25 protein-coding genes are annotated in these 23,909 nt (G+C 59.4%); 16 read left to right on the forward strand and 9 right to left on the reverse strand.

Annotated features, from left to right (window positions below):
* Positions 1-80 precede the first annotated feature (80 nt).
* The 6 genes from fghA to Q1A71_RS06395 all read left to right on the forward strand — a co-directional run bounded on the left by fghA (position 81) and on the right by Q1A71_RS06395 (position 5,279).
* Complete coding sequence (gene fghA, locus Q1A71_RS06370; protein ID WP_299673208.1) at positions 81-905, forward strand: S-formylglutathione hydrolase; 825 nt, start codon at positions 81-83, stop codon at positions 903-905.
* Between the two features lie 39 nt (positions 906-944).
* Entirely contained in the window at positions 945-1,346 is a 402-nt protein-coding gene (locus tag Q1A71_RS06375) for a cytochrome c family protein (protein WP_299673210.1), read from the forward strand.
* A 126-nt stretch (positions 1,347-1,472) separates the two neighbouring features.
* Positions 1,473-3,275 (forward strand): methanol/ethanol family PQQ-dependent dehydrogenase, encoded by a 1,803-nt coding sequence (locus tag Q1A71_RS06380; RefSeq protein ID WP_299673211.1) that lies wholly within the window; start codon positions 1,473-1,475, stop codon positions 3,273-3,275.
* 114 nt (positions 3,276-3,389) lie between these two features.
* Complete coding sequence (locus tag Q1A71_RS06385) at positions 3,390-3,899, forward strand: c-type cytochrome, methanol metabolism-related (protein WP_299673213.1); 510 nt, start codon at positions 3,390-3,392, stop codon at positions 3,897-3,899.
* 31 nt (positions 3,900-3,930) lie between these two features.
* Positions 3,931-4,728, forward strand: coding sequence for a substrate-binding domain-containing protein (locus Q1A71_RS06390; RefSeq protein ID WP_299674281.1), 798 nt, complete (start codon positions 3,931-3,933; stop codon positions 4,726-4,728).
* Positions 4,725-5,279, forward strand: coding sequence for a PQQ-dependent catabolism-associated CXXCW motif protein (locus Q1A71_RS06395; protein WP_299673215.1), 555 nt, complete (start codon positions 4,725-4,727; stop codon positions 5,277-5,279). Before Q1A71_RS06390 ends, Q1A71_RS06395 begins: the two co-directional genes overlap by 4 nt.
* Here Q1A71_RS06395 and Q1A71_RS06400 read toward each other — a convergent pair whose 3' ends face one another.
* Genes Q1A71_RS06400 through Q1A71_RS06415 form a run of 4 tightly spaced genes read right to left on the reverse strand, consistent with a single transcriptional unit; the run spans position 5,280 to position 8,041 of the window.
* Complete coding sequence (locus Q1A71_RS06400; RefSeq protein WP_299673217.1) at positions 5,280-6,092, reverse strand: quinoprotein dehydrogenase-associated SoxYZ-like carrier; 813 nt, start codon at positions 6,090-6,092, stop codon at positions 5,280-5,282.
* On the reverse strand, positions 6,089-7,030 hold the full coding sequence (locus Q1A71_RS06405) for a cytochrome D1 domain-containing protein (RefSeq protein WP_299673218.1): 942 nt from the start codon (positions 7,028-7,030) through the stop codon (positions 6,089-6,091). The genes Q1A71_RS06400 and Q1A71_RS06405 overlap by 4 nt, the downstream gene beginning before the upstream one ends.
* Complete coding sequence (locus Q1A71_RS06410; RefSeq protein WP_299673220.1) at positions 7,014-7,559, reverse strand: SRPBCC family protein; 546 nt, start codon at positions 7,557-7,559, stop codon at positions 7,014-7,016. Before Q1A71_RS06410 ends, Q1A71_RS06405 begins: the two co-directional genes overlap by 17 nt.
* Positions 7,559-8,041: a DUF3280 domain-containing protein gene (locus Q1A71_RS06415; RefSeq protein WP_299673222.1), complete on the reverse strand. Its 483-nt coding sequence runs from the start codon at positions 8,039-8,041 to the stop codon at positions 7,559-7,561. The genes Q1A71_RS06410 and Q1A71_RS06415 overlap by 1 nt, the downstream gene beginning before the upstream one ends.
* 95 nt (positions 8,042-8,136) lie before the next feature.
* Here Q1A71_RS06415 and Q1A71_RS06420 point away from each other — a divergent pair, with 95 nt between their 5' ends.
* From Q1A71_RS06420 to Q1A71_RS06455, 8 genes are all read left to right on the forward strand, one after another.
* On the forward strand, positions 8,137-9,378 hold the full coding sequence (locus Q1A71_RS06420; RefSeq protein ID WP_299673224.1) for an ABC transporter substrate-binding protein: 1,242 nt from the start codon (positions 8,137-8,139) through the stop codon (positions 9,376-9,378).
* Between the two features lie 13 nt (positions 9,379-9,391).
* Positions 9,392-10,363 carry a YVTN family beta-propeller repeat protein gene (locus Q1A71_RS06425; protein ID WP_299673226.1) on the forward strand — a complete coding sequence of 324 codons (972 nt, stop codon included), beginning with the start codon at positions 9,392-9,394 and terminating at the stop codon, positions 10,361-10,363.
* Positions 10,364-10,395: 32 nt separating this feature from the next.
* The gene (locus tag Q1A71_RS06430) at positions 10,396-10,833 is read left to right on the forward strand and encodes a hypothetical protein (protein ID WP_299673228.1); all 438 of its coding nucleotides are present in this window, start codon (positions 10,396-10,398) and stop codon (positions 10,831-10,833) included.
* A 14-nt stretch (positions 10,834-10,847) separates the two neighbouring features.
* Entirely contained in the window at positions 10,848-11,099 is a 252-nt protein-coding gene (locus tag Q1A71_RS06435; protein ID WP_299673230.1) for a PepSY domain-containing protein, read from the forward strand.
* 60 nt (positions 11,100-11,159) lie between these two features.
* A complete protein-coding gene (locus tag Q1A71_RS06440; protein ID WP_299674284.1) occupies positions 11,160-12,092 on the forward strand; it encodes an ABC transporter substrate-binding protein in 933 nt (310 codons plus the stop codon).
* A gap of 9 nt (positions 12,093-12,101) precedes the next feature.
* Positions 12,102-12,851 carry an ABC transporter permease gene (locus Q1A71_RS06445; RefSeq protein ID WP_299673232.1) on the forward strand — a complete coding sequence of 250 codons (750 nt, stop codon included), beginning with the start codon at positions 12,102-12,104 and terminating at the stop codon, positions 12,849-12,851.
* The gene (locus tag Q1A71_RS06450; protein ID WP_299673234.1) at positions 12,848-13,495 is read left to right on the forward strand and encodes an ABC transporter ATP-binding protein; all 648 of its coding nucleotides are present in this window, start codon (positions 12,848-12,850) and stop codon (positions 13,493-13,495) included. The genes Q1A71_RS06445 and Q1A71_RS06450 overlap by 4 nt, the downstream gene beginning before the upstream one ends.
* A gap of 709 nt (positions 13,496-14,204) precedes the next feature.
* On the forward strand, positions 14,205-15,191 hold the full coding sequence (locus tag Q1A71_RS06455; RefSeq protein WP_299673236.1) for an alcohol dehydrogenase catalytic domain-containing protein: 987 nt from the start codon (positions 14,205-14,207) through the stop codon (positions 15,189-15,191).
* Here the strand turns inward: Q1A71_RS06455 and Q1A71_RS06460 are convergent.
* From Q1A71_RS06460 to Q1A71_RS06475, 4 genes are all read right to left on the reverse strand, one after another.
* Positions 15,188-16,072, reverse strand: coding sequence for an ABC transporter permease (locus Q1A71_RS06460; RefSeq protein ID WP_299673238.1), 885 nt, complete (start codon positions 16,070-16,072; stop codon positions 15,188-15,190). The genes Q1A71_RS06455 and Q1A71_RS06460 overlap by 4 nt on opposite strands.
* Before the next feature lie 86 nt (positions 16,073-16,158).
* Entirely contained in the window at positions 16,159-17,133 is a 975-nt protein-coding gene (locus Q1A71_RS06465; RefSeq protein WP_299673240.1) for an ABC transporter permease, read from the reverse strand.
* Complete coding sequence (locus Q1A71_RS06470) at positions 17,126-18,640, reverse strand: sugar ABC transporter ATP-binding protein (protein ID WP_299673242.1); 1,515 nt, start codon at positions 18,638-18,640, stop codon at positions 17,126-17,128. Before Q1A71_RS06470 ends, Q1A71_RS06465 begins: the two co-directional genes overlap by 8 nt.
* 92 nt (positions 18,641-18,732) lie before the next feature.
* Positions 18,733-19,704 carry a sugar ABC transporter substrate-binding protein gene (locus Q1A71_RS06475; RefSeq protein WP_299673244.1) on the reverse strand — a complete coding sequence of 324 codons (972 nt, stop codon included), beginning with the start codon at positions 19,702-19,704 and terminating at the stop codon, positions 18,733-18,735.
* A gap of 215 nt (positions 19,705-19,919) precedes the next feature.
* Between Q1A71_RS06475 and Q1A71_RS06480 the strand changes: the two genes are divergently transcribed.
* Positions 19,920-20,915: a sugar-binding transcriptional regulator gene (locus Q1A71_RS06480; RefSeq protein WP_299673246.1), complete on the forward strand. Its 996-nt coding sequence runs from the start codon at positions 19,920-19,922 to the stop codon at positions 20,913-20,915.
* Positions 20,916-21,212: 297 nt separating this feature from the next.
* Here Q1A71_RS06480 and Q1A71_RS06485 read toward each other — a convergent pair whose 3' ends face one another.
* Entirely contained in the window at positions 21,213-22,970 is a 1,758-nt protein-coding gene (locus tag Q1A71_RS06485; protein ID WP_299673248.1) for a helix-turn-helix domain-containing protein, read from the reverse strand.
* 291 nt (positions 22,971-23,261) lie between these two features.
* On the opposite strand from Q1A71_RS06485, the gene Q1A71_RS06490 reads away from it, so the two are divergent.
* Positions 23,262-23,879, forward strand: a complete 618-nt coding sequence (locus Q1A71_RS06490) for a hypothetical protein (protein WP_299673250.1) — start codon at positions 23,262-23,264, stop codon at positions 23,877-23,879.
* The last annotated feature ends 30 nt before the right edge of the window (positions 23,880-23,909 follow it).

Consider the following 23,909-nt stretch of genomic DNA (forward strand, 5'->3'; position numbering starts at 1 on the left):
CACCTTGGACGAGATCAACCACGGCTTTGAGCTGATGCACGAGGGCAAATCCATCAGGGCTGTGGTGGAGTTCTGAGCGCATGGAGCTGGTGTCGGAAAATCGCAGCTTCGGGGGCCAACAGCGGGTCTACAGACACCCGTCGAACACCTGCGGCTGCGAGATGACTTTCGCCGCCTATCTGCCCCCGCAGGCCAAGGACGGGCCCGTGCCTGTCCTATGGTACCTGAGCGGTCTGACCTGCACCCATGAAAATGCGATGACCAAAGGCGGGTTTCAGGAGCATGCCGCCGAGCATGGGCTCGCGGTGATCTTCCCCGATACCTCCCCGCGTGGTGACAGCGTCAGCGATGACGAGGCCTATGACCTGGGGCAGGGCGCAGGGTTCTATGTGAATGCGACGCGCAACCCGTGGAAAAACAACTACCGCATGTACGACTATATCGTCAGCGAGCTCCGCTCGATTGTGGTGGACAACCTGCCTGTTCGCGACCGGCACGGCATCACCGGCCATTCGATGGGCGGGCATGGTGCGATCACGATCGCGATCCGCAACGCAGGCCTGTTCGACTCGCTGTCGGCCTTCGCGCCGATCGCCAACCCGACGAAGTCGGACTGGGGCCGCAAGCAGCTCAGCGCCTATCTGGGAGATGATGAGAGCAGCTGGGCGGAACATGATGCCACATTGTTGCTGCAGGAATATGGTTGGAAAGGCGACCTGCTCGTCGATCAGGGCTCCGGCGATCAGTTTCTCGACCTGCTGAAGCCCGAGGCGCTGGCAGACATGATGGCGCGGCGCCGTCAACCCGGACAGGTGCGCATGCAGGACGGGTATGATCACTCCTATTTCTTCGTGAACAGTTTCGCGCGCGATCACGTGCAATGGCATGCGGCCCGTTTGAATTGACCCGACACGACCCAGGCTCAAACCAAGGAAGGTACAAGAATGGTAAAGACGTTTCTGGCAGCTCTCTCCCTGACGATGCTCCCCGCGATGGCCTTCGCGGATGGTCATGTCACTGGGGATGCTGCTGCTGGTGAAAAGGTGTTCCGCAAGTGCAAGGCGTGCCACGCCGTGGGTGAGGGCGCCGAGAACAAGGTTGGGCCGGTTCTGAATGGTGTGGTCGATCGCGCCTTTGGCGCTGTGGAGGGCTTCTCCTATTCGGATGTGCTGATGGAGATGGCCGCCGAGGGCAAGACCTGGACGCCGGAAGAGCTCGACGCCTTCCTGCAAAAACCCCGCAGCTATCTCAAAGGCACCAAGATGTCCTTTGCCGGGCTGCGCAAGGAGGAAGACCGGGCCAACGTGATTGCATATCTTGCGAGCTTCCCAGCGGAAGGCTCGTAAGACCACGAATTTCCTGTGCGGCGGGAGGAGAGAACCACCGCGCAGGAAAGACCTGATGCCAGGCCCCATGCCGGGCTCGCGCGTCATTCTCGCGGCAATCCCGCCGCACCACAGGGAGGTACTATGATGAAAAAGCTCAAGCTTTTCACGTCTGGGATCGCTCTTTGCGCCGCCAGTATGGCCTTTGCAAATGACGATCTCATTGCCCAGATGGACAATCCCAGCCAATGGGCGATCCAGACGGGTGACTACAAGAACCAGCGCTATTCGCAGCTGGATCAGATCAACGCGGAGAATGTGGGCGACCTGCAGGTGGCCTGGACGTTCTCGACCGGTGTTCTGCGCGGGCACGAAGGCTCGCCGCTGGTGATCGGCGATGTGATGTATGTGCACACGCCGTTCCCGAACATCGTCTATGCGCTCGATCTGGCCAACGAGGGCAAGATCATTTGGAAATACGAGCCCAAGCAGGACCCGGACGTCATTCCGGTGATGTGCTGTGACACCGTGAACCGCGGTGTGGCCTATGCGGACGGCAAGATCTTCCTGCATCAGGCGGACACCAAGGTGGTCGCTCTGAATGCGGAAACCGGTGCCGTTGAGTGGGAAGCCCAGAACGGCGACCCGGCGATTGGTGAGACCAACACCGCCACCGTCCTGCCGATCAAGGACAAGGTGATTGTTGGTATCTCGGGGGGTGAATTCGGTGTCCGCGGTCACACGACGGCCTATGACATGAACACCGGCGAGCTGGTCTGGCGCGCCTATTCCATGGGGCCGGACAGCGACATCCTGGCTGATCCTGAAAACACCACGCATCTCGGCACGCCGGTGGGCGCGGATTCAGGCACCAACACCTGGGAAGGCGATCAGTGGATGATCGGGGGCGGCACCACCTGGGGCTGGTACTCTGCGGATCTGGATGAGAACCTGTTCTACTACGGCACAGGCAACCCCTCGACCTGGAACCCCGCACAGCGTCCCGGTGACAACCGCTGGTCGATGACCGTCATGGCGCGTGACATTGACACCGGCATGGCCAAGTGGTTCTACCAGATGACCCCGCATGACGAGTGGGATTATGACGGCGTGAACGAGATGATCCTGTCCGAGCAGGAGATCGACGGCGAGGAGCGCAAGCTGCTCACACACTTCGACCGCAACGGTCTGGCCTACACGATGGACCGTGTGTCGGGCGAGTTGCTCGTTGCCGAGAAGTATGACCCCGTGGTGAACTGGACCACGGGCGTCGATATGGACCCGAACTCCGAGACCTATGGACGTCCGGCTGTTGTGGCGCAGTACTCCACCGCGCAGAACGGCGAAGACGTGAACACCACCGGCATCTGCCCGGCAGCGCTCGGGACCAAGGACCAGCAGCCTGCGGCCTACTCGCCGAAAACGGAGATGTTCTATGTGCCGACAAACCACGTCTGCATGGACTATGAACCCTTCCGGGTGAGCTATACCGCCGGTCAGCCCTACGTGGGGGCGACGCTCTCGATGTATCCGGCACCCGACAGCCATGGCGGTATGGGCAACTTCATCGCCTGGGACAACATCAATGGCGAGATCAAATGGTCCATCCCCGAGAAGTTCTCGGTCTGGTCCGGGGCGCTGGCGACCGCGGGTGACATTGTCTTTTATGGGACGCTCGAGGGTCATCTGAAGGCGGTGCATGCCGACACGGGTGAGGAGCTGTACCGCTTCAAGACACCGTCGGGCATCATCGGCAACGTGATGACCTACGAATCCGACGGGCGCCAGTATGTCGGCATCCTGTCGGGTGTCGGCGGCTGGGCCGGGATCGGTCTGGCGGCTGGTCTGACCAACCCGAATGACGGCCTTGGTGCCGTTGGAGGCTATGCCGCGCTGAGCGACTACACAGCCCTGGGCGGTCAGCTGACGGTCTTTGCACTGCCGAACTGATCAAGGCAGGTGCCATAAGCACACGATCGGCGCGACCTCTCCTGGGGTCGCGCCAGTCCAACAAACAATCGGGCGACAGCGATACGCGGCCCCAGATACAATGGGTGAGATACGATGAAAACCACACACTGCATCCTGGCGCTTTGTCTGGCTGGTGGCTTTGCCGCACCCGCCATGGCGGAAAAAGCCGTGGACCCCGCAATTTATGAAGTCGCCGAGAGCGAGGATGGCCGCTACTACACCGAAGATGGAACGCCAACCTTCAGCATCACCGAGGACGGTACGGTCGATTGGCTCACCTTTTCGGGCTTCCGGCGCTATCACGCTGAATGCCACGTCTGCCATGGGCCGGATGGCGAGGGCTCGACCTATGCGCCCGCTGTCAAGAATTCCGCGATTGACCTGGGCTATGACGGATTTTTCGACGTGGTGGTGAATGGGCGCGAGAACGGGAATTCGGTCATGCCGCATTTCGGGGAAAACAGGAATGTCATGTGCTATCTTGATGACATCTATGTCTATCTGAAGGCCCGTGGCCTCGATGCGGTACCGCGCGGGCGACCCGCGAAGAAAGAAGCCAAATCTGATGTGATCCGTGAGGATGAAGATGCCTGCATGGGCTGAGACCATTCGAAACCTGACCGTTCCCCTCTTCATGGGGTTCTCCCTCGCGGGGTCCGCAGGTGCACAGACCTCTGATCTGGTGTCGAACAACGCCTTTCGAGTCTGTGCGGACCCCGCGAATTATCCCATGTCGGCCAAGGACGAGAGCGGCTTCGAAAACAAGCTGGCTGATTTTGTGGCTGCGAAGCTTGATCTGCCGGTGCAATACACCTGGTATCCGATGGCGACCGGTTTCATCCGAAACACGCTGAAAGCCAAGCAATGCGACGTGGTGATGGGCTATGCCCAAGGCCACGAGCTGGTGCTCAACACGAACCACTATTTCACATCCGTCTATACGCTGATCGTGCCGCAAGATGGCGATCTGGCCGGGGTAGAGGCGCTGACCGATCCCGCCTTGAAGGGCAAGCGGGTCGGGATCATCGCGGGCACGCCGCCTGCCGCGCATTTGGCGCGCAACGGTTTGATCGGGAAGTCCAAGGGCTATAACCTCGTCGTCGACCGGCGGCACGAGAGCCCCGCGACCGATATGCTCAATGACCTGAAGGCCGGCGAAATCGATGCAGCCGTACTCTGGGGCCCGCTTGGGGGGCCGCTGGTCAAGACAGAGTACCCCGATTTCAAAGTCATTCCTCTGATCAAGGAAGAGCTGCCGCCGCGCCTCTTCTATCGCATTACGATGGGCGTGCGGCAGGGCGAGAAAGTCTGGCAGCGCCAGCTCAACTCGCTGATCCGCCGCAATCAGGATGAGATCAACGCCCTGCTCGTCGAGGCAGGTGTGCCCCTGGTCACCGATCTCGGCACCGAGGTCATGGAGATCTCCAATTGATCAGGGCCGTGCTCGTGGGGGCGTGGTTAGCGCTGCCGCTTGCGAGCATGGCCCAAACAGTTCCCGAGCCATCTGACTACCGAACCGATCACTATCGCGCGCCCGTCCCCGCCACGTTGCTCGGGGCCACAGTCGTCGGTCCCGAGGAAGCACATGCGCTTTGGGAAAGGGATGATGCTGCCTTTATCGACGTAATGCCGCAACCACCCAAGCCCGCCAATCTACCCAAGGGTACGATCTGGCGGGACAAACCCCGCCACACGATTCCGGGCGCGATCTGGCTTCCCAACGTTGGGTATGGGGCGATTGCGGATATCACCGCCGATTACTTCAAAACCGGCCTTGAAAAAATCACCGAAGGCGATCCGACCCACCCGGTCGTGATCTTCTGCCTGGAAGACTGCTGGATGAGTTGGAACGCGGCGAAACGCGCGCTGGAGTGGGGATATACGTCCGTTTACTGGCTGCCCGAAGGCACCAACGGCTGGCAGCTTTGGGGCTACCCGCTGGAAAAGGTAAAGCCGGAAGACGGCCAACCACAGACCAACTAGTCAGAAGCCCGCCAGCTCCTTGTGCGCGTGGCTTACAGTGCCGTCCGTATCCGTCATGGTCACATCCACGGATTGCGTGCTGCGCGGCACAGCGAGCCCGAGACGCGGGTTTTCGGACAGCGAGATCGAGCCCGTCAGATCGACAAACCCCGCACCATCGAGATTAATCTCAACCGTTTCGACATAACGCATCGGGATGAACAAGAGCGAGATTTGGTCCATTTGCATCCCCGAATGCGAGGGATGCGAGATATCCACATCCATCTTGCTGAGGCGTGAGGCAAGGCTGGTTAGCTTGCCACTGTCCACACCCGGCACGGTGCCCAGCACATCGATGTGCATCTGGCCCAACGTTGCGAGCGCAAGCTCCGGATCGGTTCCGGGCGGAGCCGCACAAGCGCCCTGGCCGGAGGTTTTCACGAAGGTCTCGGAGACAAACAGCCGGCCATCGGAGGTCTCGGCAATCACATGCATCGGCGTGGGGCCGTTTACGCGCATGGTGATGTCGAAATAGAAGCCCGGCTGCGGGGTTTCTAGGTCAAACACGGCCGAGACCGGCATCGGGTTCTCATCAAGCACCACGGTGACCTTGGCGATCTGGGCGCCTGGCGGGGCGATGATCTGCGCCGCAAGATCGGTGCGCGCGTCATCGAAAGTGCGATAGGGCGCGTCGATTGCGATGAGACTGTCGCCATTGAGCATGACCCGATCACCATAGAGCTGTTCTTTCACAGAGTCCCAGGCCTCGTTGCTCGCAAACGCGGGCAAGATGGTCCACGACAGCACCGCGGCTGCCAGTGCCAGATGTTTCATTCTGCCTCCTCCAGCAAAAACGTACCAAAGGCGCGGGGGCCATCGCACGTGTCGATCTCTTCTATCACAGAAAGGCTTTCGGCGTCGAAAATAGTGACTGTATTATCGAACCAATTCGCGACGACGATGCGGGTGCCATCCGCGGTGGCATCGACGCCTTCGGGATATTCGCCCGTTTCCAGCTTAGCCATTGGCTCCAGCGTCGCGAGGTCTATCACGCTCAAGCTGTCTTCGTATTGGTTGGTCACGAAGGCGCGACCCCCGGCAAAGGCCACGCCATAGGGCCGAGCTCCAACTGGAACCGCTGCAAGGACCTCGCTGTTCAGAGCGTCGATCACCGTCACATCGTTGCTGCCCACATTCCCGACGAAGAGCCGCCCGTCAGGCGCAAAGCGCAGACCAAACGGGCGGCTACCTGCCTCAAGACGCGTGCGCAGTCTCAGAGTCTCGGCGTCAAAGATCGAAACCTGATCCGCGTCGCGATCCGCAGAGGCAAGATAACGCCCATCGTCCGACAGCGCGAGCCCAGCCGGGGCCGCGCCAACAGCAAGCTCCGCCACGACCTGCAAAGAGGTGTCATCCAGCACCCAGATGCGGGCGTTGTACCAGTCGGAGACGAAGAGGTGCCCGCGCGCTGTGTCATGCGTAAGGCCAATCGGGCCACCGTCCAGTTGCACGGACACCAGCGGCTCTCCCGACAGCAAATCATGTTTGCGGACGGTCTTGCTGTCAGCGGCGACCGTGAAGACCGCCGTTTCAGACACGGCGATGCCAGCCGGTTTGCCGGGGACAGACCAGCGGGCGATCTCTTCACCCGCGGTGATGTCCAGAACGCTCACCGCGTCCCCGGTCTGGCAGGTGACAAAGGCCAGATCGCGCGCGGAACACAAGGTGCCAGCGACGATCAGCGCAGTGGCGAGATTAAGAGCCCGGCGCACCAAAGCGCTCGGTCAGAGCATCAAGCCCGGCCTGATATACCCCGGTGACCGCAGCAATTGCGGCTTCGTCGTTCAGCTCTTCGGGCGGGTCATTGTTGGGATAACCGCGATAAAACGCGCCGCGCCATTCGACGATCGACCCGCCGCCATCGCGCGGCATCACGGTCAGGTGCGAGGAGTAATTCGTGACCGGCAGCACCTCGACCTGCACATCGGTGATCCGGTACGAATAGCTCATCTTCTCATCGCTGAACTTGTAGAGGATTTCCGAAATGGTTGGCCCATCTGCGGCACCCAGGGTCAACACCCGCGTGGCGTCTATCTCATTGCCGTTCTCGCCTGCCGTTTCATGCACAGCAGGGTGCCAGGACATGTCCTGAAAATTTCTGATGGTGGCCCAGACCTCTGCCGGATCGGCGGCCACCTCGGTGGTCAACGTCACCTTTTGCCGGGTCGGCCCATGCGCCAGGGCCAGCCCCGGCGTGACAAACGCCGCCACACAAGCCGCCAGGAATACGCGTTTCTTCATCATTTCTCCTCCACGAAAAACCTGTTCTTCAAGATGTAGCGCATGCCGCGCTGCCAGCTTTCGTCGGTGTTGCCGCGAATATCGACGACCCCGCCCTTGACCATGTCGCCGGTCTCAGCCGCGCGCAGTTGCAGGTTGATCGCGAGGATCAGATCCGACACTTTCTGCACCTCGCCCACCAGCGAATAGTCGGCGCCCAGCTGCACCGCGATGCGGGTGTCGCAGCCGTAGCATTTGGCCAGATTGACCACTCGGTCGATCTCCGTGCGCGCAGGCTCGATATCAACCAGCACATAGCCTTCCTGCATGAACCGCTCCGCCACCATCTCTTCCAGAACCGCGAGCCTTGCCTGCTCTGCCGTGTTCTCTCCGGACGCACTGGTCTGCAGCGATGTGTCCAGCAACGTCAGGCCAAAAAACGCCACGCGTTCCTGTGCGTGAACGCCAGTGGCGGCAAGCAGGGCTAAGACGGTTAATCGCATGTGTCTGTTCTTAAAAAATAAGAATCGTCCTTTATGGTGCGGCTGCTAGGCTGTTTTCCACAACCCGGCCAATAGTATCGGTTCACACGATTCCGATGGACGGGGATAAACGGGAGGCCCGGCAGAACGACCGGGCAGGGGAGGTTCACGTGCATCGCCTGCACAGGTCGCTGTTTGCGGCCCTTGCTATCATTTTCACTACTGACTCTGCTTGGGCGATCGACGTCAAGGCGGCGGTCCTGCGCATCGACTATCCGACTTTGCTGCCGATCAGCCGCTATGATCTTCCCCCGGACGATCTTGGGTTTGGCGGCGCCGCGCTCGCGGATGAGGACAACGGCACGACGGGTGGCTTTCTTGGACACACCTATGAGACGACCACCGTGGCGGTTCCACCGGAAGAGGCCGACGCCGCGATGGCACAAATCCTCGCCGACGGTATCAAGCTGGTGGTTCTTCAGTCCCGCAAGGAAGACCTGCTGCGCCTGACAGATCAGGCGGCGGAGGCGGGCGCATTGGTCTTCAACGCGCGTGCGCCAGAAGTAGAGCTGCGGGATGCGTCCTGCCGCGGAAACCTGCTCCACACCGCACCCTCGCACGGCATGAAAGCGGACGCCGTGGCCCAGTTTGCCGTGTGGAAGAAATGGACGGAGTGGTTTCTGATTTCGGGCTCGAACCCGGAGGACGTCGCGCTGGCGGAAGCCTACCGCAAGGCCGCGCTCAAGTTCGGGGCGGAGGTTGTCGAGGATCGCACCTTCGACGACACAGGCGGCTCACGGCGCACCGATTCCGGCCATGTGATGGTCCAGCGCCAGCTGCCTGCCTTCACCCAGGATGCGGATGACCATGATGTGGTGATCGCCGCGGACGAGACCGACTATTTCGCGCGCTATCTGAGCTATCACCTCTGGACGCCGCGGCCCGTGATGGGCTCGGGCGGTCTGGTGCCCACAAGCTTCCATGGGGCGCACGAAGCCTATGGCGCCACGCAATACCAGACCCGGTTTGAGGCGCTGACCGGGCGTTATGCGCGGCCCGAAGACTACAACGTCTGGCTCGCCCTGCGGGTGGTCGGCGAAGCGGTGACCCGGGCGAATACCGCCGAGCCTGATGGCGTGCGGGATTATGCGATCTCGGATGAATTCGAGCTGGCCGCCTTCAAAGGGCAGAAGGTCACCTTTCGCGACTGGAACGGCCAGCTACGTCAGCCGATCCTGCTCTATGACGGCATGATAACGGTCAGCGTGAGCCCACAAGAAGGCTTCCTGCACCAAAGCTCACCGCTCGACACGATGGGTCTCGACCGGCCCGAATCGAGCTGCACCGCCTTCGACTAATCGGAGATACGAAATGAAATCATTTTTATTCTCGACTGCTCTGGCCGCGCTGCTTGCCGTCCCGGCCTACGCGGGAAAGGCGTTCATCTCGAACGAGCGCGGCAACACGATCACCGTGGTGAACACTGAGACCTGGGAGGTGGAAACTGAATTCTTTGCGGGCAACCGGCCGCGGGGCATCACCACGAGCCCCGACGGCAGCGTCATCTATGTTTGCGCTTCCGACGACAATCTGGTGCGGGTCTTCGATGCCACCACCTATGAGGAGCTGCCCAGCCTGCCGTCCGGACCGGACCCGGAGCTCTTTATCTTGGAGCCCTCCGGCAAGCGGCTCTACATCGCGAATGAAGACGACAATCTGGTGACCGTCGTCGATACCGAGACCCGTATGGTCCTGGCCGAAGTGCCGGTGGGTGTGGAGCCCGAGGGGATGGGGATGAGCCCGGATGCGAAGTTCGTGGTGAATACCTCGGAAACCACCAACATGGCGCATTTCATTTCCACCGAGGACTACAAGATCAAGCATAACATCCTTGTGGACCAGCGCCCGCGCTACGCGCATTACACGGCAGACGGCAAACGGCTCTTTGTGACGTCTGAAATCGGCGGGACTGTGTCGGTGATGGATATCGCCGAGGACGGCGCGCCAACGGTGGTCGGCAAGATCAGCTTTGAGGTGGCGGGCGTTCAACCGGAGTGGCTGCAACCCGTAGGTGCACGAGTGACGGCTGATGGCACCCGGCTCTTCGTGGCGCTGGGGCCCGCAAACCGAGTCGCGGTGATCGACGCGCAAAGTCTTGAGGTGCTCGACTACATCCTCGTTGGACAGCGGGTCTGGCAGCTCGATTTCACGCCGGATGAGAAGTACCTTTTGACCACCAATGGCAACTCCAACGACATCACCGTGATTGATGTGGAGAAGGAACAGGCCATCAAATCCATTCAGGTCGGACAACAGCCCTGGGGCGTTGTGGCCATCGACTGAAACACGCAAGGACAATCGGAGAGAGAGAACGGATGAAAAAACTGATGACAGCTGCGGCGCTTGCGATGATGTGCAGCCCGGTTATGGCAGGCCCCCTGTGCGACGATCTGGGCTTTGCGGGCCTTCTGGCCAAGTGCAATCGCGGTGAGGACATCCCGCTGACCCTCGCGTCCGGTCAGCCGCTCGGAGAGGATGTGGTCCTGCAGTCCGGCGCTTACTACACGCTAGTGGTCACAGCGGACGGCTCGGCGGAACTGGCCATCGAAGGGCCAAGCTTCTTCCGGGCGATCTGGATGAACGAAATCGTCATCAACAAGATCGAGATCCGCCCCATGGCTATCGACAGCATCGAGTTCGACAAGGCTGGAGTGGCCGAGCTGTCCTTTATCGCGATCAAACCCGGCAGCCACACCATAAAGATCCCTGGCTCGACCGGCGAGACACAATCCATGACCATTTCCATACAGTAACCTCGGAGCACATGATGAAATACATCCTCACCTTGACCGCCACCGCCCTTATCTCTGGCCCGGCCTTGGCCGAAGCGCACCTCGATGCTCAGACCATCGAGAAGATCGAAGCGATGCTGACGTCCATCGAATGCCAGATGGACCCGGATGATATCGAAGTAGAAGACGACGGCTACGACCTTGATGACGTGATCTGCAAGGGCGGCAACCAGTTCGACATCAAGCTCGACAAGGACCTCAACGAGGTCAGCCGCCGGGCGGAGTAGCGCCAAGACCGAGAGAGGATCAGCGCCGTGCGTTTAATCCATGTGATTTCGATAGTGCTGATGTCATTGGCAGCACCCAGCCTTGCCAATGACCTTCCGACCATCCGGGCCGCCGTGCTCAAGATCGGCACGGTCAACTGGGAACTCGCGACAATCACCGAAAACGGGCTGGACCGGGCGAACGGCTTCGTCCTCGAGGTCCAGCCCTTCGCTGACAACAGCGGCACCCGCATCGCCGTGGAAGGTGGCCAGGCCGACATGGCCGTGGCCGACTGGATCTGGGTCGCCCGCCAACGCGCGGCGGGCAAGGACTATGTTTTCATCCCTTACTCTAAGGCGGTGGGCGGCGTGGTCATCCCCGCCAGCAGTTCGGCCGAAACGCTGGCTGACCTCGCGGGCGGCAAGATCGGCATCGCGGGTGGGCCGCTCGACAAGTCCTGGCTGATCCTGCGCGCCTATGCGCAGCAGAAATACGATATGGATCTGAAGTCCGAGACCGAGCAGGTCTATGGTGCGCCGCCCCTCATCTTCAAATCCACCATGGGCGAGGAATATGCAGGGTCGATCAACTTCTGGCACTTTCTGGCTAAGAACAAGGCCGCTGGGATGCGGCAGCTGATCTCGGTGGAAGAGGCGGGCCAGGCGCTTGGCCTCGACACCAACACCCCGCTGCTCGGCTACTATATGAAAGAGAGCTTTCTCGCCGATCATCCGGGCTTGGAACAGAGCTTTTTCGAGGCCAGCCGCGCCGCCAAGGACAAACTTGCAGGCTCGGAGGATGCTTGGGTGTCCATACGTCCCCGTATGAATGCCGCAACCGATGCACAATACGACCAGCTCAGAGCCGACTGGATCGCAGGCATCCCTGATCGCGCGCCGGTCGATGAGGCCGCCGCCGACAAGATGCTGAGCCTGATGAGCGATCTGGGTGGCCCGGAGCTTGTCGGCGGGGCCACATCTATCCCCGCTGGCCTTTTTGCCGATGTAAAGTAACATCGCCCGATGCAGGCTGCGCGGCTCACACCTCTTCTCTCTCTCGCTGGGCTGCTCTCGCTGTGGGTCGTGGCGGCCGTTCTCACGGACGATGCTCAGATCCTGCCAAAACCCTGGCAGCTGGGGCCGCTTTTCCTCCAGGAAGCAGGTTCCGGCGAGCTGTGGAGCCATCTTTTGGCGACGATCATCCGCGTGCTCTGGGCGTTCGGCTTAGCGATGACACTCGGCACCCTGCTGGGCCTCATCATGGGCCGCTCCCCGCGCACGAATGCTTGGCTGGACCCATGGCTCGTCGTGTTCCTCAACCTGCCAGCACTGGTGCTGATCGTGCTGTGCTATCTCTGGATCGGGCTCACCGAGGCCGCAGCGATCATCGCGGTGACGCTCAACAAGGTGCCCAATGTGGCTGTGGTGATCCGCGAAGGGGCCCGCGCCCTCGACCCCGATCTCGACGCCATGGCGCAGGTCTACAAGATGCCATGGCTTTCGCGGATGCGGCATGTGATCTTCCCGCAGCTTGCGCCCTTCATCGCTGCCGCCGCGCGCTCCGGCGTCGCCGTGATCTGGAAGATCGTGCTCGTGGTCGAGTTTCTGGGGCGCTCGTCTGGCATCGGCTTCCAGATCCACCTTTACTTCCAGCTCTTCGATGTCGCTATGGTCCTCGTTTATGCCTTTTCATTCATCTGTGTGATGCTGCTGGTAGAATGGCTCCTGTTGCAGCCGTTTGAGCGCAGCACGCGACGCTGGAGAACAGCGTGATCGAGGTCAATATTGAGTCGAAGGCGTTTGGCAGCACACCCGTGCTTGGACCAATTCGTTTTGGTGTGAGGGCAGGTGAAACAGTTGCTCTGACCGGCCCGTCCGGGATCGGGAAATCGACAGTTCTGCGAATTCTGGCTGGGATTGACGAGCAGTTTGAAGGCACGATTACCCGGCCAGACGAGGTGGCTTTCGTCTTTCAGGAGCCAACGCTACTGCCATGGCGATCCGTTCTCAAAAACATATTGGTGCCGCATCCTCGACTGACGCCGCAACAAGGACATGAGGCGTTGAAGAGCGTCGGACTGGAAGACAAGGCAGAGTTCTTTCCCAATCAGTTGTCATTGGGACAGCAGCGCAGGCTGTCTCTCGCCAGGGCCTTTGCGCGGACGCCCGAACTTCTGATCATGGATGAGCCATTTGTATCCTTGGACGCGGAGACTGCGGACGAGATGATGAGGCTGACTGAGAAACTCATAGTTGCACATCAGCCGGCCGCACTGTTCGTGACACATGATCGGCGAGAGGCGGAAAGACTGGCTGATCGAGTAATTCTTCTGGAGCATAAGCCCACCGGCGCAGAGATTGCCCGGGATGGCAATGAGGTGACTGCAGCGGAAATCGATGGTGTTGGTCCGGGATAAGGTCAGCGTGCACATGTATTCGAAAACGCTTTGGATTGTGGGAAAGCGTGGAGCTCCTCCGACGAAAGCCGGCTGATTGGTGCCCCCTGGCCGTCGCGCTGTTTTCCTTGGCTCACCATTCAAGCAAACGCGGAGTATTCAGCACCCTCGTTGCAATGATTGATCAAAGGTGAACGGTCTAGATGAGCACGGCCCTGCGTATCATGCGACGCATCAAGCGCCACCGCTCAGAGCCAATGAGTGAACCGACTGCCCGCCAATTCGGTCTGCACGCGACCGACGTGTGCCGGTGAGGTTGGGAGCTCTTTGCGGTAACGACCGGAGGTTTGCCCGGCATGAATGTTGGCCGTGAAGACCGGTACAGGCGTATGCGGAGATGATCCGCCACGCGGTTCAAATACTCCTGGGGAGTGGGCTGGATCAGAAAACCTCTCCGGTCCGCAGTCGCCAGTTTGTTCGCTCATGTGTCAGCTATTTTGTGGGTTTTATGGCCCATGTTGTTGAAACCTAAACGCCGGTTGGTCAGCATCAGCAAAACGACATCCAAGTGCGAGATTTGCGAACTGGGTGTCTTTGACAAAGCGATCCAAGCGCGCAATCATCTGAGTACAAATCCTTTTTTTGGGGGGCGAAGGTTTTGCAAAGCCATATGAATGCTGTGAGATGTGATGGATTTGGCGGACAGCACAGATTCATCAATGACGTGCCAGTGCCCGAACCCGGGCCCGGTGAGGTTCTTGTCCGCGTTGACCTCTCCGGGATCTGCGCTGCGGACCGCGCCATGTACGATGGGACCGGGCCCTGGGAACTGAATTTCCCTTTCATCCCGGGGCATGAATTCACAGGCACTGTGGTCGCCTTGGGAGAGGGGAGCGGTGCGCGCCACGGTGTATCGGAAGGCGACCGTGCAGTGGCCGAGCTCAATATCACCTACGGCAATGACTTCTTCCGTCAGCGGGGGCTCTATCATTTGTCCGACCGAATGGATGTGCTGGGTGCGACCTTGAACGGGGCGTGGGCTGAATACATGCTCTATCCGGCAGATGCGGTGGTTCACAAGGTTCCTGCGCCGTTGAGCGACGCCGCGGCCTGTTACGCCGAACCGCTCGCCAATGCGATCCATGGTGTCGAACGCGCCAGTATTCAGTTTCAGGATGTCGTTGTGGTCTCGGGCGCGGGTCCGATTGGCATGGGCATGCTTCAGGCTGCGCGACTGAAGTCTCCCCGGACGCTGATACTGGTGAACCCGGGGGCGCCAAAACGGGAGCTTGCCCTGTCGCTGGGTGCGGATATGGCCTTCGCGCCCGACGACCCGAAGCTGCGTGACGCCATCGGCGATCTCACCGGAGGGCGCGGTGCAGATGTGTTTTTGGAGGCTTCCGGCCAGACTGCTGCTTTCAGCGTGGGACTGGAGCTTCTGCGCAAGCGCGGCACACTTGTCGTCTTCGGTGTCTACAAGGAACCCGCAACAGTGGACTTGAATGTCTTTGGTGAGTTCAAGGAGCTCAATATCCTGGGCGGTCATCTGGCGCCCTTCACCTATGCGACAGCGCTGGATCTCATGGCGCGCGGACTGATTGACGGGGATGCTTGCGTCACGCACAGATATCCATTGGAGGCCTTCAAGGAGGCGATCAAGCGCACACCGCAGGATGGTGAAGTACAGATCAAAGTTGTTCTGGATCCAAGCAGTTAGCGCATTTTTCGCTGCGCCACCGCCAGAGCCAGCGCAGACACGAGGATGATCCCCGACAGGGCGTCCTTGACGTTGAAATTCAAGCCCATCAGGTTCAGTCCGTTGACAACCATGCCGAGAAAGAGAACGCCGGCAATCGTTCCGAGGACATTGGGGCGCCCCCGCGGGTGCAAAGCGGCACCGATGAAAACGGCGGCAATCGCGTCGAGGAGGTATGAGAAGCCTGAAAGTGGCGTGAACATGCGAATGGATGCAGCCGCGATCAATCCGCCGATGGCGCAGGTCATCGCCGCCACAATGTAGCTCGCGATCAGGACGCGGTTTACCCTGATACCGGCCACGATCGAGGCCAAGCGTTGCATACCCATGGCGTGGATGCGTCGCCCGTGGATGGAACGCTCCAGAACCAGAAAGTAGATCACGCAGAGCACGGCGGCGACAATGACCTCGACGGGTACGCCGCCGATATCTCCCATGGCCAGGTTCCGAAACTCATCCGGCATCCGCCTGTGTGAGATCGGTCCGCCGCCATTGGTAAAAATACGCTGAACCGAAGAGCCGATAAAGAACGTGCCCAAGGTTGCCATGAACGGGCTGATGCGCAACCCGACAACGAGAATGGCGTTCACGATACCTACGATAGAGCCGCCCGAGACCCCGAGCGCCGCGGCTGTGATCCAGTCCGCGCCGTAGCTCTTCATCGCGACGATGGCGAACGCGGCGCCGAAATCGAGCGCGATGCCGACCGACAGGTCGATACCTCCCGTGGCGACGATGAGTGTCATGCCGAGGGCGACAATGAGCAGGATTGCTGAACCCTCGACTATGTTCAGCAGGTTTCCGCCCTGAAGGAATACCGGGTTCCAGGCGGCGAAGAACACAAAAAACGCAAAGAACGCCAAGAGAAATCCGAACCTGACGAACAGATGTCGCAGCAGCGACGATGACCGGTTGGAGGTAAGCTCCGTCATCGGCGGCCCCGCTGCGCCAAAGCGCCAAAGGCTACGACCGCCAGGATCAAGCTGCCTTTGATGAGACCGGTCCAGAATACGTTGACACCCATGGATTTAAACCCAATCGAGATGGCAGCCACCAGCACGGCGCCAAGAACGGCACCCCAAAGTGTGACGACCCGGCGGCCCGAAAAGGCGGCGCCCAGAAAGGTGGCCAATACCATCTCGAGCATGAGATTGTTCTCGACGCCAGGTGATGAGCCTGAGCCGCGGGCCAAAACAAAGAAACTCGCGATGAACCCGGTTGTCGCTGCCAAGATGAACGATGCTGATTGAAGCTTCTTGACATCAAGGCCAGATGTCTCTGCAGCATCCCGGCTGCCTCCAACGGCCTGCATGTTCAGGCCAATACGGGTGCGATGTGCCAGGTGGTAGAAGCTGAGCGCGATCAGCGCGACAATGGGGATGCCCACCGGAACGCCTGCAATCTGCCCGTCGCGCAGCCACAATATGACCGGATCGCTGACGTTGATGCGGCGACTGGAGGTGACCACGTTATTGACGCCGACGACTGCGACGAACATGGACAGCGTGGTCAGGAGAGGCGTCATGCCTATTCTGGTGACAAGCAATGCGTTGATTGCGCCAACCAGCAGGGCGGCCCCTGCCGCAAGGGCCACTGCCACGGGCAAGCTTCCGTTCGTCGCCAGCCATTGTGCGATGATCCCAGCGCACAGGACCGCCGTCGCCGGGATGGACAGGTCTATGCCACCGGAGACGACATCGTCGCCCCCCGCCATCACAACGAAAGCCAACCCCATGCAGATGATAACAACAGGCAGACTTTGATTGAGGATGAGCTTGAAGCTGAGGAGACTGAAGAAGTTGTGCGCCTCGAATGCGATATAGGCGAGCAGCAGCGCGAAGATGAGCAGGGGGGCCGTATCGACCAAACGAGACAGGCGACCGGGGCTACCATGTTCAGCCATGGGCGGCCTCGGTCGGTTCCGCGCCCGTTGTTACGGAGATCAAATGATCCAGCGAGAGGTCACTGGCATCAAGAACGCTGACGATCTCTCCGCGCATCATCACTGCGATGCGATCACATATTCCGATCAGCTCGCCCGGGTCGGACGAGGACACGATGACCCCGGAGCCGTCTTTTGCCAGCCGATCAACGAGGGCATAGATCTCCGAGCGCGCGCCGACGTCGACGCCCACGGTGGGTTCGTCTAGCAGATACACATCGGCATTCTTCAAGAGCCAGCGGCCAAGCACCACCTTTTGCTGATTGCCGCCACTCAAGAGCCGGACAACCTTTTCGGGGTCAGAAGGCCGGATATCGAGCGCGGAAATCTGTTCTTCGGTCTGCTGGCGTGCCCGTCGTCGGTTTTCAAGGCCAAAACGCGAGATTGCATCAAGCGTCGCAAGCGTCACATTCTCGGAAACCGTCATGGGCAGCACCAAACCGTCATGGCGACGGTCCCGTGGGACGAGGACGATGCCGGCGTCAATGGCATCCTTTGGTGCGCGCATGCGGAGTTGGCGCGATCTGAGCCGAAGCGTTCCGCTCGTCGAGCGTCGGAGGCCGTAGATCGTATCGATCAACTCCTCACGACCGGATCCGATAAGCCCGGCAATGCCAAGGATCTCACCCGCCCGCAATCTGAATGAAACGTTCCGGAATCCCGTGCCAGAATAGTTCTCCAGTTCCAGCAAGGACGCTTGTGGCGTCCGCCTGTTTTCGGGATAGAGGTCTTCCAATTCGCGCCCGACCATGGCTGCGATCAGGTCCTGACCTGTGCTGTCTTCGATATCGTCAAAGACGCTCACGCTCCTGCCGTTGCGAAAGACTGTGACGCGGTCGCAGATATCCGTGATTTCGTTGAGATAATGCGAGACGTAAAGGATCGAGATGCCACGGTCCTTCAGGCGTGCGATCGCGTGCATGAGCGTGGCGCATTCTTCGCTGGCCAGGGGGGCCGTCGGTTCATCGAAGACAACCACCTTTGCGGCCTCGTCAATGAGGGCCCTTGCGATCTGTACCAGTTTGCGTTCCGCGGTGCCCAAATCCCGTATGAGCCGGTTTCCCGGAATGGAAACAGCCAGCACATCCCGCAGGAATGCTTCGGCACGCCTGCGCATTCCGCCTGTATCCAGACCGAAACGTCCTCTGACCTCCTGACCCATGAACACGGATTCTGTGACCGTAAAGTGCGGCACGAGGTGCAGCTCTTGATGAATGAACCGCACACCCGCTGCGTGGACTGACTCGGGCGTGATGGGGTCGATGACCCGGCCACCTATGGTCAGGCGGCCGCCATCCGGAACGTAGACGCCTGCAAGAACCTTAATGATCGTTGATTTGCCAGCACCGTTTTCACCAACCAAGCCATGGACCTCACCGCTGCGAATGTCCAGCGATGCCTTGTCCAGGGCAAGGACACCTGGAAAAGACTTGGTGACTTGGTCGAGGTGAAGAAGACGATTGGACACTTGGGTGACCCTCTGGACGCCGCAACACTGTTTGGATGAATAAGGGCCGATCCAACAGCGCAGATCGGCCCAGACACACAGATGTCAGGGGTTTACTCGAGCGATCCGTAGCCTAGGGAGCTATATGCCGCCTTGGCCTCTTCTGCGCCGTTGACCGGGACCACATCCACATAGGTTTGCGGAAGCAACGTCTCACCCGCGAAGTGGCGCGCGACATTCATTGCCGCTGTTGAGCCTATGAGGTTTGGCTGTTGTGCCACATTGGCGACAAAGGGGCTGCCGTCCTCGGCCATAATTTCCAGCGTGTCTGGTCCGCCGTCCAGGGCCGTTACGATGATATCGGTCCGACCGGTTTCTTCAAGCGCCTGAACCACGCCAATGGCAGGCTGGTCCCAGCAGCCGACATGGATGGCGTCGATTGTGCCTTCCGGGTATTGGCTAAGAAGATCAAGGGTCTGCTTTCTGGCATCTTCCGGTGCGTTGGCGAATTCCTCCGCCAGTTCAGGCTGGATGATCTCAATTCCGGGGTAATCCTGCAGTACGTATTTCCAAAGTCCGGTACGGATCCCGCAAATGCGCAATGCGTTCTCAAAGGCATTGAAGACGGCGACCTTACCCTCTCCTCCAATGGCGTCCGCCATATAGCGTCCGATGGTCGTGCCCATGTAGTAGTTGTCCGATGTGGTGTTATTGACCGCATGCGGGCTTGGATGATCGACAGTGAAAACCGGAATGCCAGCGGACTTGAGCGCTTCGAACTTCGGCTCGACCGCTCCATCCCCAAGGATGGAGATCACGGCATCGACACCCGATGTGAGCAGCACATCGTGGTTGTCTGCGTGGACCTGATTGTCCCGCCCCCCATCGACCGGCACGACCTCGCCGCCCAGTTTTTCGACGGTCGATGTGGCCCCGTTGAACGCTTCCCGGTCCCAAAAGTGCTGGGTCCCGACAACGGCCACGCCAATACGTTTTCCTTCGAGACTAAGACCCTCGTCAGCTTGAGCGGTCATTGTCGAAAGTGCCACGACAGCGAGACCTAAAATCGAAGATTTGAAAGTCATTCTTCTCCTCCCAGAGCGACTGTTGTTTTAAGTCTAGAGGCAAGCATGCAGTATTACAAAAGTCAAATAATTTTACATGTGTAAAAGTTTTGCCTTTTGTTGGTTTTGCTAATCAAATGTCATAGTCATCTATTGACAACTGCCGCGACTTTATCTTTCAACATCGCGCTAGGCTTCGCAAACTGCAGCAGACGGAAAAAGAACGAGCGCGCTAAATGGCCTCGAAACTGCGAAAAAACTCCCAGGATAAACGCGCGCTCCTCGCGAATGTTGCGCTGCTCTATTACGGTGAGGGCCTGACGCAAAATGACATCGCCAGCAGGATTGATGTTGCGCGCACAACCGTTGTGAACTTGCTGAAAGAGGCGCGGGAAGAAGGAGTTGTGGATATTCGCGTAGATGGCAAGAGCCTCGCGAGTTCAACGGCTTCTCTGCGATTACGTGACAAATATGGTCTAGAAGAAGTCTACATCGCCAGCACCCTGAACGAGGCCAAGCCAAATTCGCCGGAAGAAGTGATGCGGCAGCTGGGACGTGTCGGTTCGACCGCGCTTTCCGAAACGATCCAGCAAGGAGATCGCCTCGGTATCGCGTGGGGGCTTCCGGTTCAGGCCGTGGCTGACCAGATGCTGGTGACAGAGACACCCGGCGTCGAAGTCTATCAGATGATCGGTTCTCTGATCTCCGATTTTGTTCCGGCGTCGGAGAAATGCTCGATCGATATTGCCACAAAACTTGGCGCCCCATGCTACACCCTGCACGCGCCTGCGCTCGCTTCGACCGCTGAGGTCGCGGCAATCCTCGAAGCGGAACCGACCATCAAGGCACAGCTTGCAGCTCTGAAGACTCTGGACACCGCGGTTGTTTCCATCGGTGATGTCACCGACACCACACCGATGGCTTTGTCAGGAATGGTCACGCGTCAAGAACTTGCGCGTGCCCGATCCGCGGGTGCAGTCGGGATACTATGTTGCCGCTACATCGATAGGAACGGTGATCTCCTGTCTTTGCCACCTGATGATCGGATCATCGCAGCGCGCCTTGACGACATTCGGCGCGCCCGTCGCCGATTGATGGTCGTCGGAGGAGACAGCCGTGTGGAGGCGACGCGTGCGGCCATAAAGGGCGGGTACGTGACGCACTTGTGTACGGACAAATCTCTTGCTGAGATGTTGTTGACAGACCCGTCCAATGAGCCCGCAATGGGGTAGAATCGCGACGAGGGCTTTCACAATCTGATATGGATGAGCGTGCTGCTCGGAGAGGCGCCGTGCCGTTGCGACCTCGCAATATGAAGGTCGCGGGTGTCATATCGTCTTGCTTGGCAAAAATGCAGTCATCAGTGTTACAAGGTGCAACGCAGAAAACCGATTGGTTTGTATTCTCTCAAAGAGAAGATCTGGATCTCACCTGGAAATAGGCTTTGGCCAAAAATGATCCGACGCGGATCGCTGCCTTATATGAAAGCTGCTTCTGGCCTGCCCTTCTATATCGCGCGCCGCGATAGCCTACTGGATGTTCCTTAGCATGCTGATGGACTTGCTCGGCGGTTCGCCAAATTCCTGCCGGTAGAGCTTGGCGAAGTTGCTGACACTCGAAAACCCAGCGGCATGGGCGATCTCTGCGACGGTGTTGTATTGATCAAGCAGGATCAGGTTGCGCGCGAAATTGAGCCGGACCGATCTGATAACGGACGCGGGTGATTGCCCGTTGGCCTCCTTCAGCCGTCGACCAAGTGTCTTCTGGCTCACCGCGAGCGAGGCGGCCAGTTTCTCAACCCCAAAGCTTTGATCGGCCACGTTGTCGAGGATGGATTCTGTGGCGCGCTCCAAGAACTGCCGATTGATGGGCAGGTGCTGCTTCCCGTCGGGATCATCCGCCAGTGCTGCCTCAAGGGCTTCGAGGCGGGCCATGGTCGTCCGCTCTGTCTGGGTGCGCTGCTCTTCGATGTATTTGATATGCCGCCCCAGTGCGGCCAGTTCCACAACGGCAGACCGGCGCTCCGCTTGCATCGACCGCACCACCACCGATATGGCCAACATCATGAAAAGGGTCTCGCCCACAATGGCGGCAATGTACCCCAGGGACAGCGGTCGCGCGAGCACGACGTCAAAGACCGAGTTCGCCAGAGTGATGTCAACGGGCACCAGAAACGCGTAAACCGCTACGAAAAGCCCGCCGCTCAGCGCGATCAGGGAGCCCGCAATCGGCCAGGCTTGCGGAAGCCCGGCACGTATTTTGTGAATGGCCACGACCAGAAGGATCAGCGGGCTGACGAAGTAAATCAGATGCAGTGGCATCGCAAGGTGCCACGGATCCATAACGGCCAATGCCGTGACCACAACAATCACTGCAGAAAGAGACTGAAACAGCCGCCGCCAGCTGCGAGGGTCTGCATCTACATTCAGCAGAACGCGGCAGTATTGCACATTGGCCAGAATTCCCAACCCGGCAAATCCTTCGGTGATCGGCGTCAGCGTGACCGCAGGTAGCGTCACATCGAAGAGCTCGTTCAACCAGCCATCATAGATGAAGGTGAACATGAAGAGGCAAAGCAGATAGAGCGCGTAGTACTGATAAAAGCGCCGGTCGATTTGTCGGAACACGATCAGGCTCAGAAGCGCGATCGTGGCGACATACGCCAAGAAGAGCACCGTCATCAGGAGGGTGACCGTGGTCCAGTCGGAAAAAAGATCTGCCGACATGATTGCTGCGGTGATTGTGGGCTCGAACGTGCCGGTGATCCGCAGGTAGAACACCCGAGGGTCGCCCGGTTGCAGGGCAAGCGGCAACCCGGTCCTGATCGCCGCGCTGTCCGTGTCTTCGGGGCGGATGACGCGACCGGCGCGGGACATCTCGACGAGCGTGCCGTCCTGCTCCTCAAACAAAACCACCTCGTCGAAGATCTTCTCGATGAAGGTGACGAACACGTCCTGTTCTTCGGCAGACGGGTTCGCGATGGAAAACCGCAGCCAAAGGGCTTGGGACGGCACCGGAGCATCGAAGAGACCGCTGCAATTCGGAGGATAAAAGCTCTGGCTGAGGATGCTGTCCGGGCCAACCGTCCCGGTCGGGTCCAGGAAGGCTTCCGCGCGCAGCGCCTGCATCTGATCGTCAGATGTGCCGGACAGCCTATGGACGACCGGAGACGCATCTTCCGGCGTCAGGCATGCAAGGGCTTGGCCGCTTCTCTCCTCCGCTCCTGCCGGTACGGCGATGATGGACAACACAAGCAGCACGCAGACAATCACATATGTCCTGATCATCGACCCCCCAATCGAGAATGTGTGTGTGCCGAGTGTTCTATGCGAATTCGCAACGCTCGGCTGCACTGGTTTGGGACAAATTTGAGCGCGTTTCGGCCAAATCCGCCTCGCCCCGTTCTCTTTGCGCTTCAAAGCTGGCTTTGATGATGCTCGTAAATCGTATGCAATTCAACTTTGGCGAGAACTTCCGTGAGGCCGGTACAGGCCATGCGCCCGCGCCATCTGTGTTCTGGTGCGCATGAAACGTCCCGAGGGCCTGTCGAGCAGGACTATTTATAGGGAGACATAGATATGACCATCAAAGGCATCGCTCTCGCTGTAACTCTGGCCGCAGTCACCGCAACATCAGGTTTCGCAGCCACCGTCACATTGAATGTCGCCGGTGGCGACCTGCTCCGTCCCTCGAACATCTCCGTAAGTGAAACCTTCTGCGACGTCGACTTCATTGATGGAAGCTATGCCGGGTTCGTTGACGGCTGCGAAGACACGTCGGACTTTGTTTTCTGGACTGCGTCTAAGGCCGGGGCCGCTGTTACAATTCTGCTCTCGAGCGTGTTTGTGGACGGCCTGCTTGGCAACTTCAATGCGCCCCCCGAGCTTAAGAGAGGCATTGAGCGCCGGGTCGGGGGCGAATTTCAGATCCCTTGCGCGCGACCTTGGTTCTTCGTCACTGTCATATCTTTGTCTAGCTCTGCGTCTGCGGCGACCGACCAAGTTTTCGAGGCCTGGTCCTCGAGCATCCAAGGTGGCCGGTCGTTTGACGCAGGAGACAGGTATGCCCGCTTTACGCAATCTGCCGCCTCCCTTGGTCCTCTGCCAGCCTATCGGGTTGTCGCGCTTGCTAGTTTCGACAGTCTCGGAGTGTCGCGGTCACGGCGCATAGCGGCTGCGGCGGGCTGGATACAATGAACCCTGAAGGATTGCCTCCTCGATATCGCA

It is taken from the genome of uncultured Roseobacter sp., assembly GCF_947493125.1.
Taxonomy (GTDB): domain Bacteria; phylum Pseudomonadota; class Alphaproteobacteria; order Rhodobacterales; family Rhodobacteraceae; genus Roseobacter.

Excerpts from the sequence above, each read along its gene's own strand:
- Q1A71_RS06420 (WP_299673224.1), top strand. The coding sequence starts at position 8,137 with ATGGACGGGGATAAACGGGAGGCCCGGCAGAACGACCGGGCAGGGGAG.
- Q1A71_RS06485 (WP_299673248.1), bottom strand. The coding sequence starts at position 22,970 with ATGATCAGGACATATGTGATTGTCTGCGTGCTGCTTGTGTTGTCCATC.
- Q1A71_RS06385 (WP_299673213.1), top strand. The coding sequence starts at position 3,390 with ATGAAAACCACACACTGCATCCTGGCGCTTTGTCTGGCTGGTGGCTTT.
- Q1A71_RS06475 (WP_299673244.1), bottom strand. The coding sequence starts at position 19,704 with ATGACTTTCAAATCTTCGATTTTAGGTCTCGCTGTCGTGGCACTTTCG.
- Q1A71_RS06465 (WP_299673240.1), bottom strand. The coding sequence starts at position 17,133 with ATGGCTGAACATGGTAGCCCCGGTCGCCTGTCTCGTTTGGTCGATACG.
- Q1A71_RS06425 (WP_299673226.1), top strand. The coding sequence starts at position 9,392 with ATGAAATCATTTTTATTCTCGACTGCTCTGGCCGCGCTGCTTGCCGTC.
- Q1A71_RS06375 (WP_299673210.1), top strand. The coding sequence starts at position 945 with ATGGTAAAGACGTTTCTGGCAGCTCTCTCCCTGACGATGCTCCCCGCG.
- Q1A71_RS06480 (WP_299673246.1), top strand. The coding sequence starts at position 19,920 with ATGGCCTCGAAACTGCGAAAAAACTCCCAGGATAAACGCGCGCTCCTC.
- Q1A71_RS06445 (WP_299673232.1), top strand. The coding sequence starts at position 12,102 with ATGCAGGCTGCGCGGCTCACACCTCTTCTCTCTCTCGCTGGGCTGCTC.
- Q1A71_RS06410 (WP_299673220.1), bottom strand. The coding sequence starts at position 7,559 with ATGAAGAAACGCGTATTCCTGGCGGCTTGTGTGGCGGCGTTTGTCACG.
- fghA (WP_299673208.1), top strand. The coding sequence starts at position 81 with ATGGAGCTGGTGTCGGAAAATCGCAGCTTCGGGGGCCAACAGCGGGTC.
- Q1A71_RS06415 (WP_299673222.1), bottom strand. The coding sequence starts at position 8,041 with ATGCGATTAACCGTCTTAGCCCTGCTTGCCGCCACTGGCGTTCACGCA.
- Q1A71_RS06435 (WP_299673230.1), top strand. The coding sequence starts at position 10,848 with ATGAAATACATCCTCACCTTGACCGCCACCGCCCTTATCTCTGGCCCG.
- Q1A71_RS06390 (WP_299674281.1), top strand. The coding sequence starts at position 3,931 with ATGGGGTTCTCCCTCGCGGGGTCCGCAGGTGCACAGACCTCTGATCTG.
- Q1A71_RS06430 (WP_299673228.1), top strand. The coding sequence starts at position 10,396 with ATGAAAAAACTGATGACAGCTGCGGCGCTTGCGATGATGTGCAGCCCG.
- Q1A71_RS06490 (WP_299673250.1), top strand. The coding sequence starts at position 23,262 with ATGACCATCAAAGGCATCGCTCTCGCTGTAACTCTGGCCGCAGTCACC.
- Q1A71_RS06380 (WP_299673211.1), top strand. The coding sequence starts at position 1,473 with ATGAAAAAGCTCAAGCTTTTCACGTCTGGGATCGCTCTTTGCGCCGCC.
- Q1A71_RS06440 (WP_299674284.1), top strand. The coding sequence starts at position 11,160 with ATGTCATTGGCAGCACCCAGCCTTGCCAATGACCTTCCGACCATCCGG.
- Q1A71_RS06400 (WP_299673217.1), bottom strand. The coding sequence starts at position 6,092 with ATGAAACATCTGGCACTGGCAGCCGCGGTGCTGTCGTGGACCATCTTG.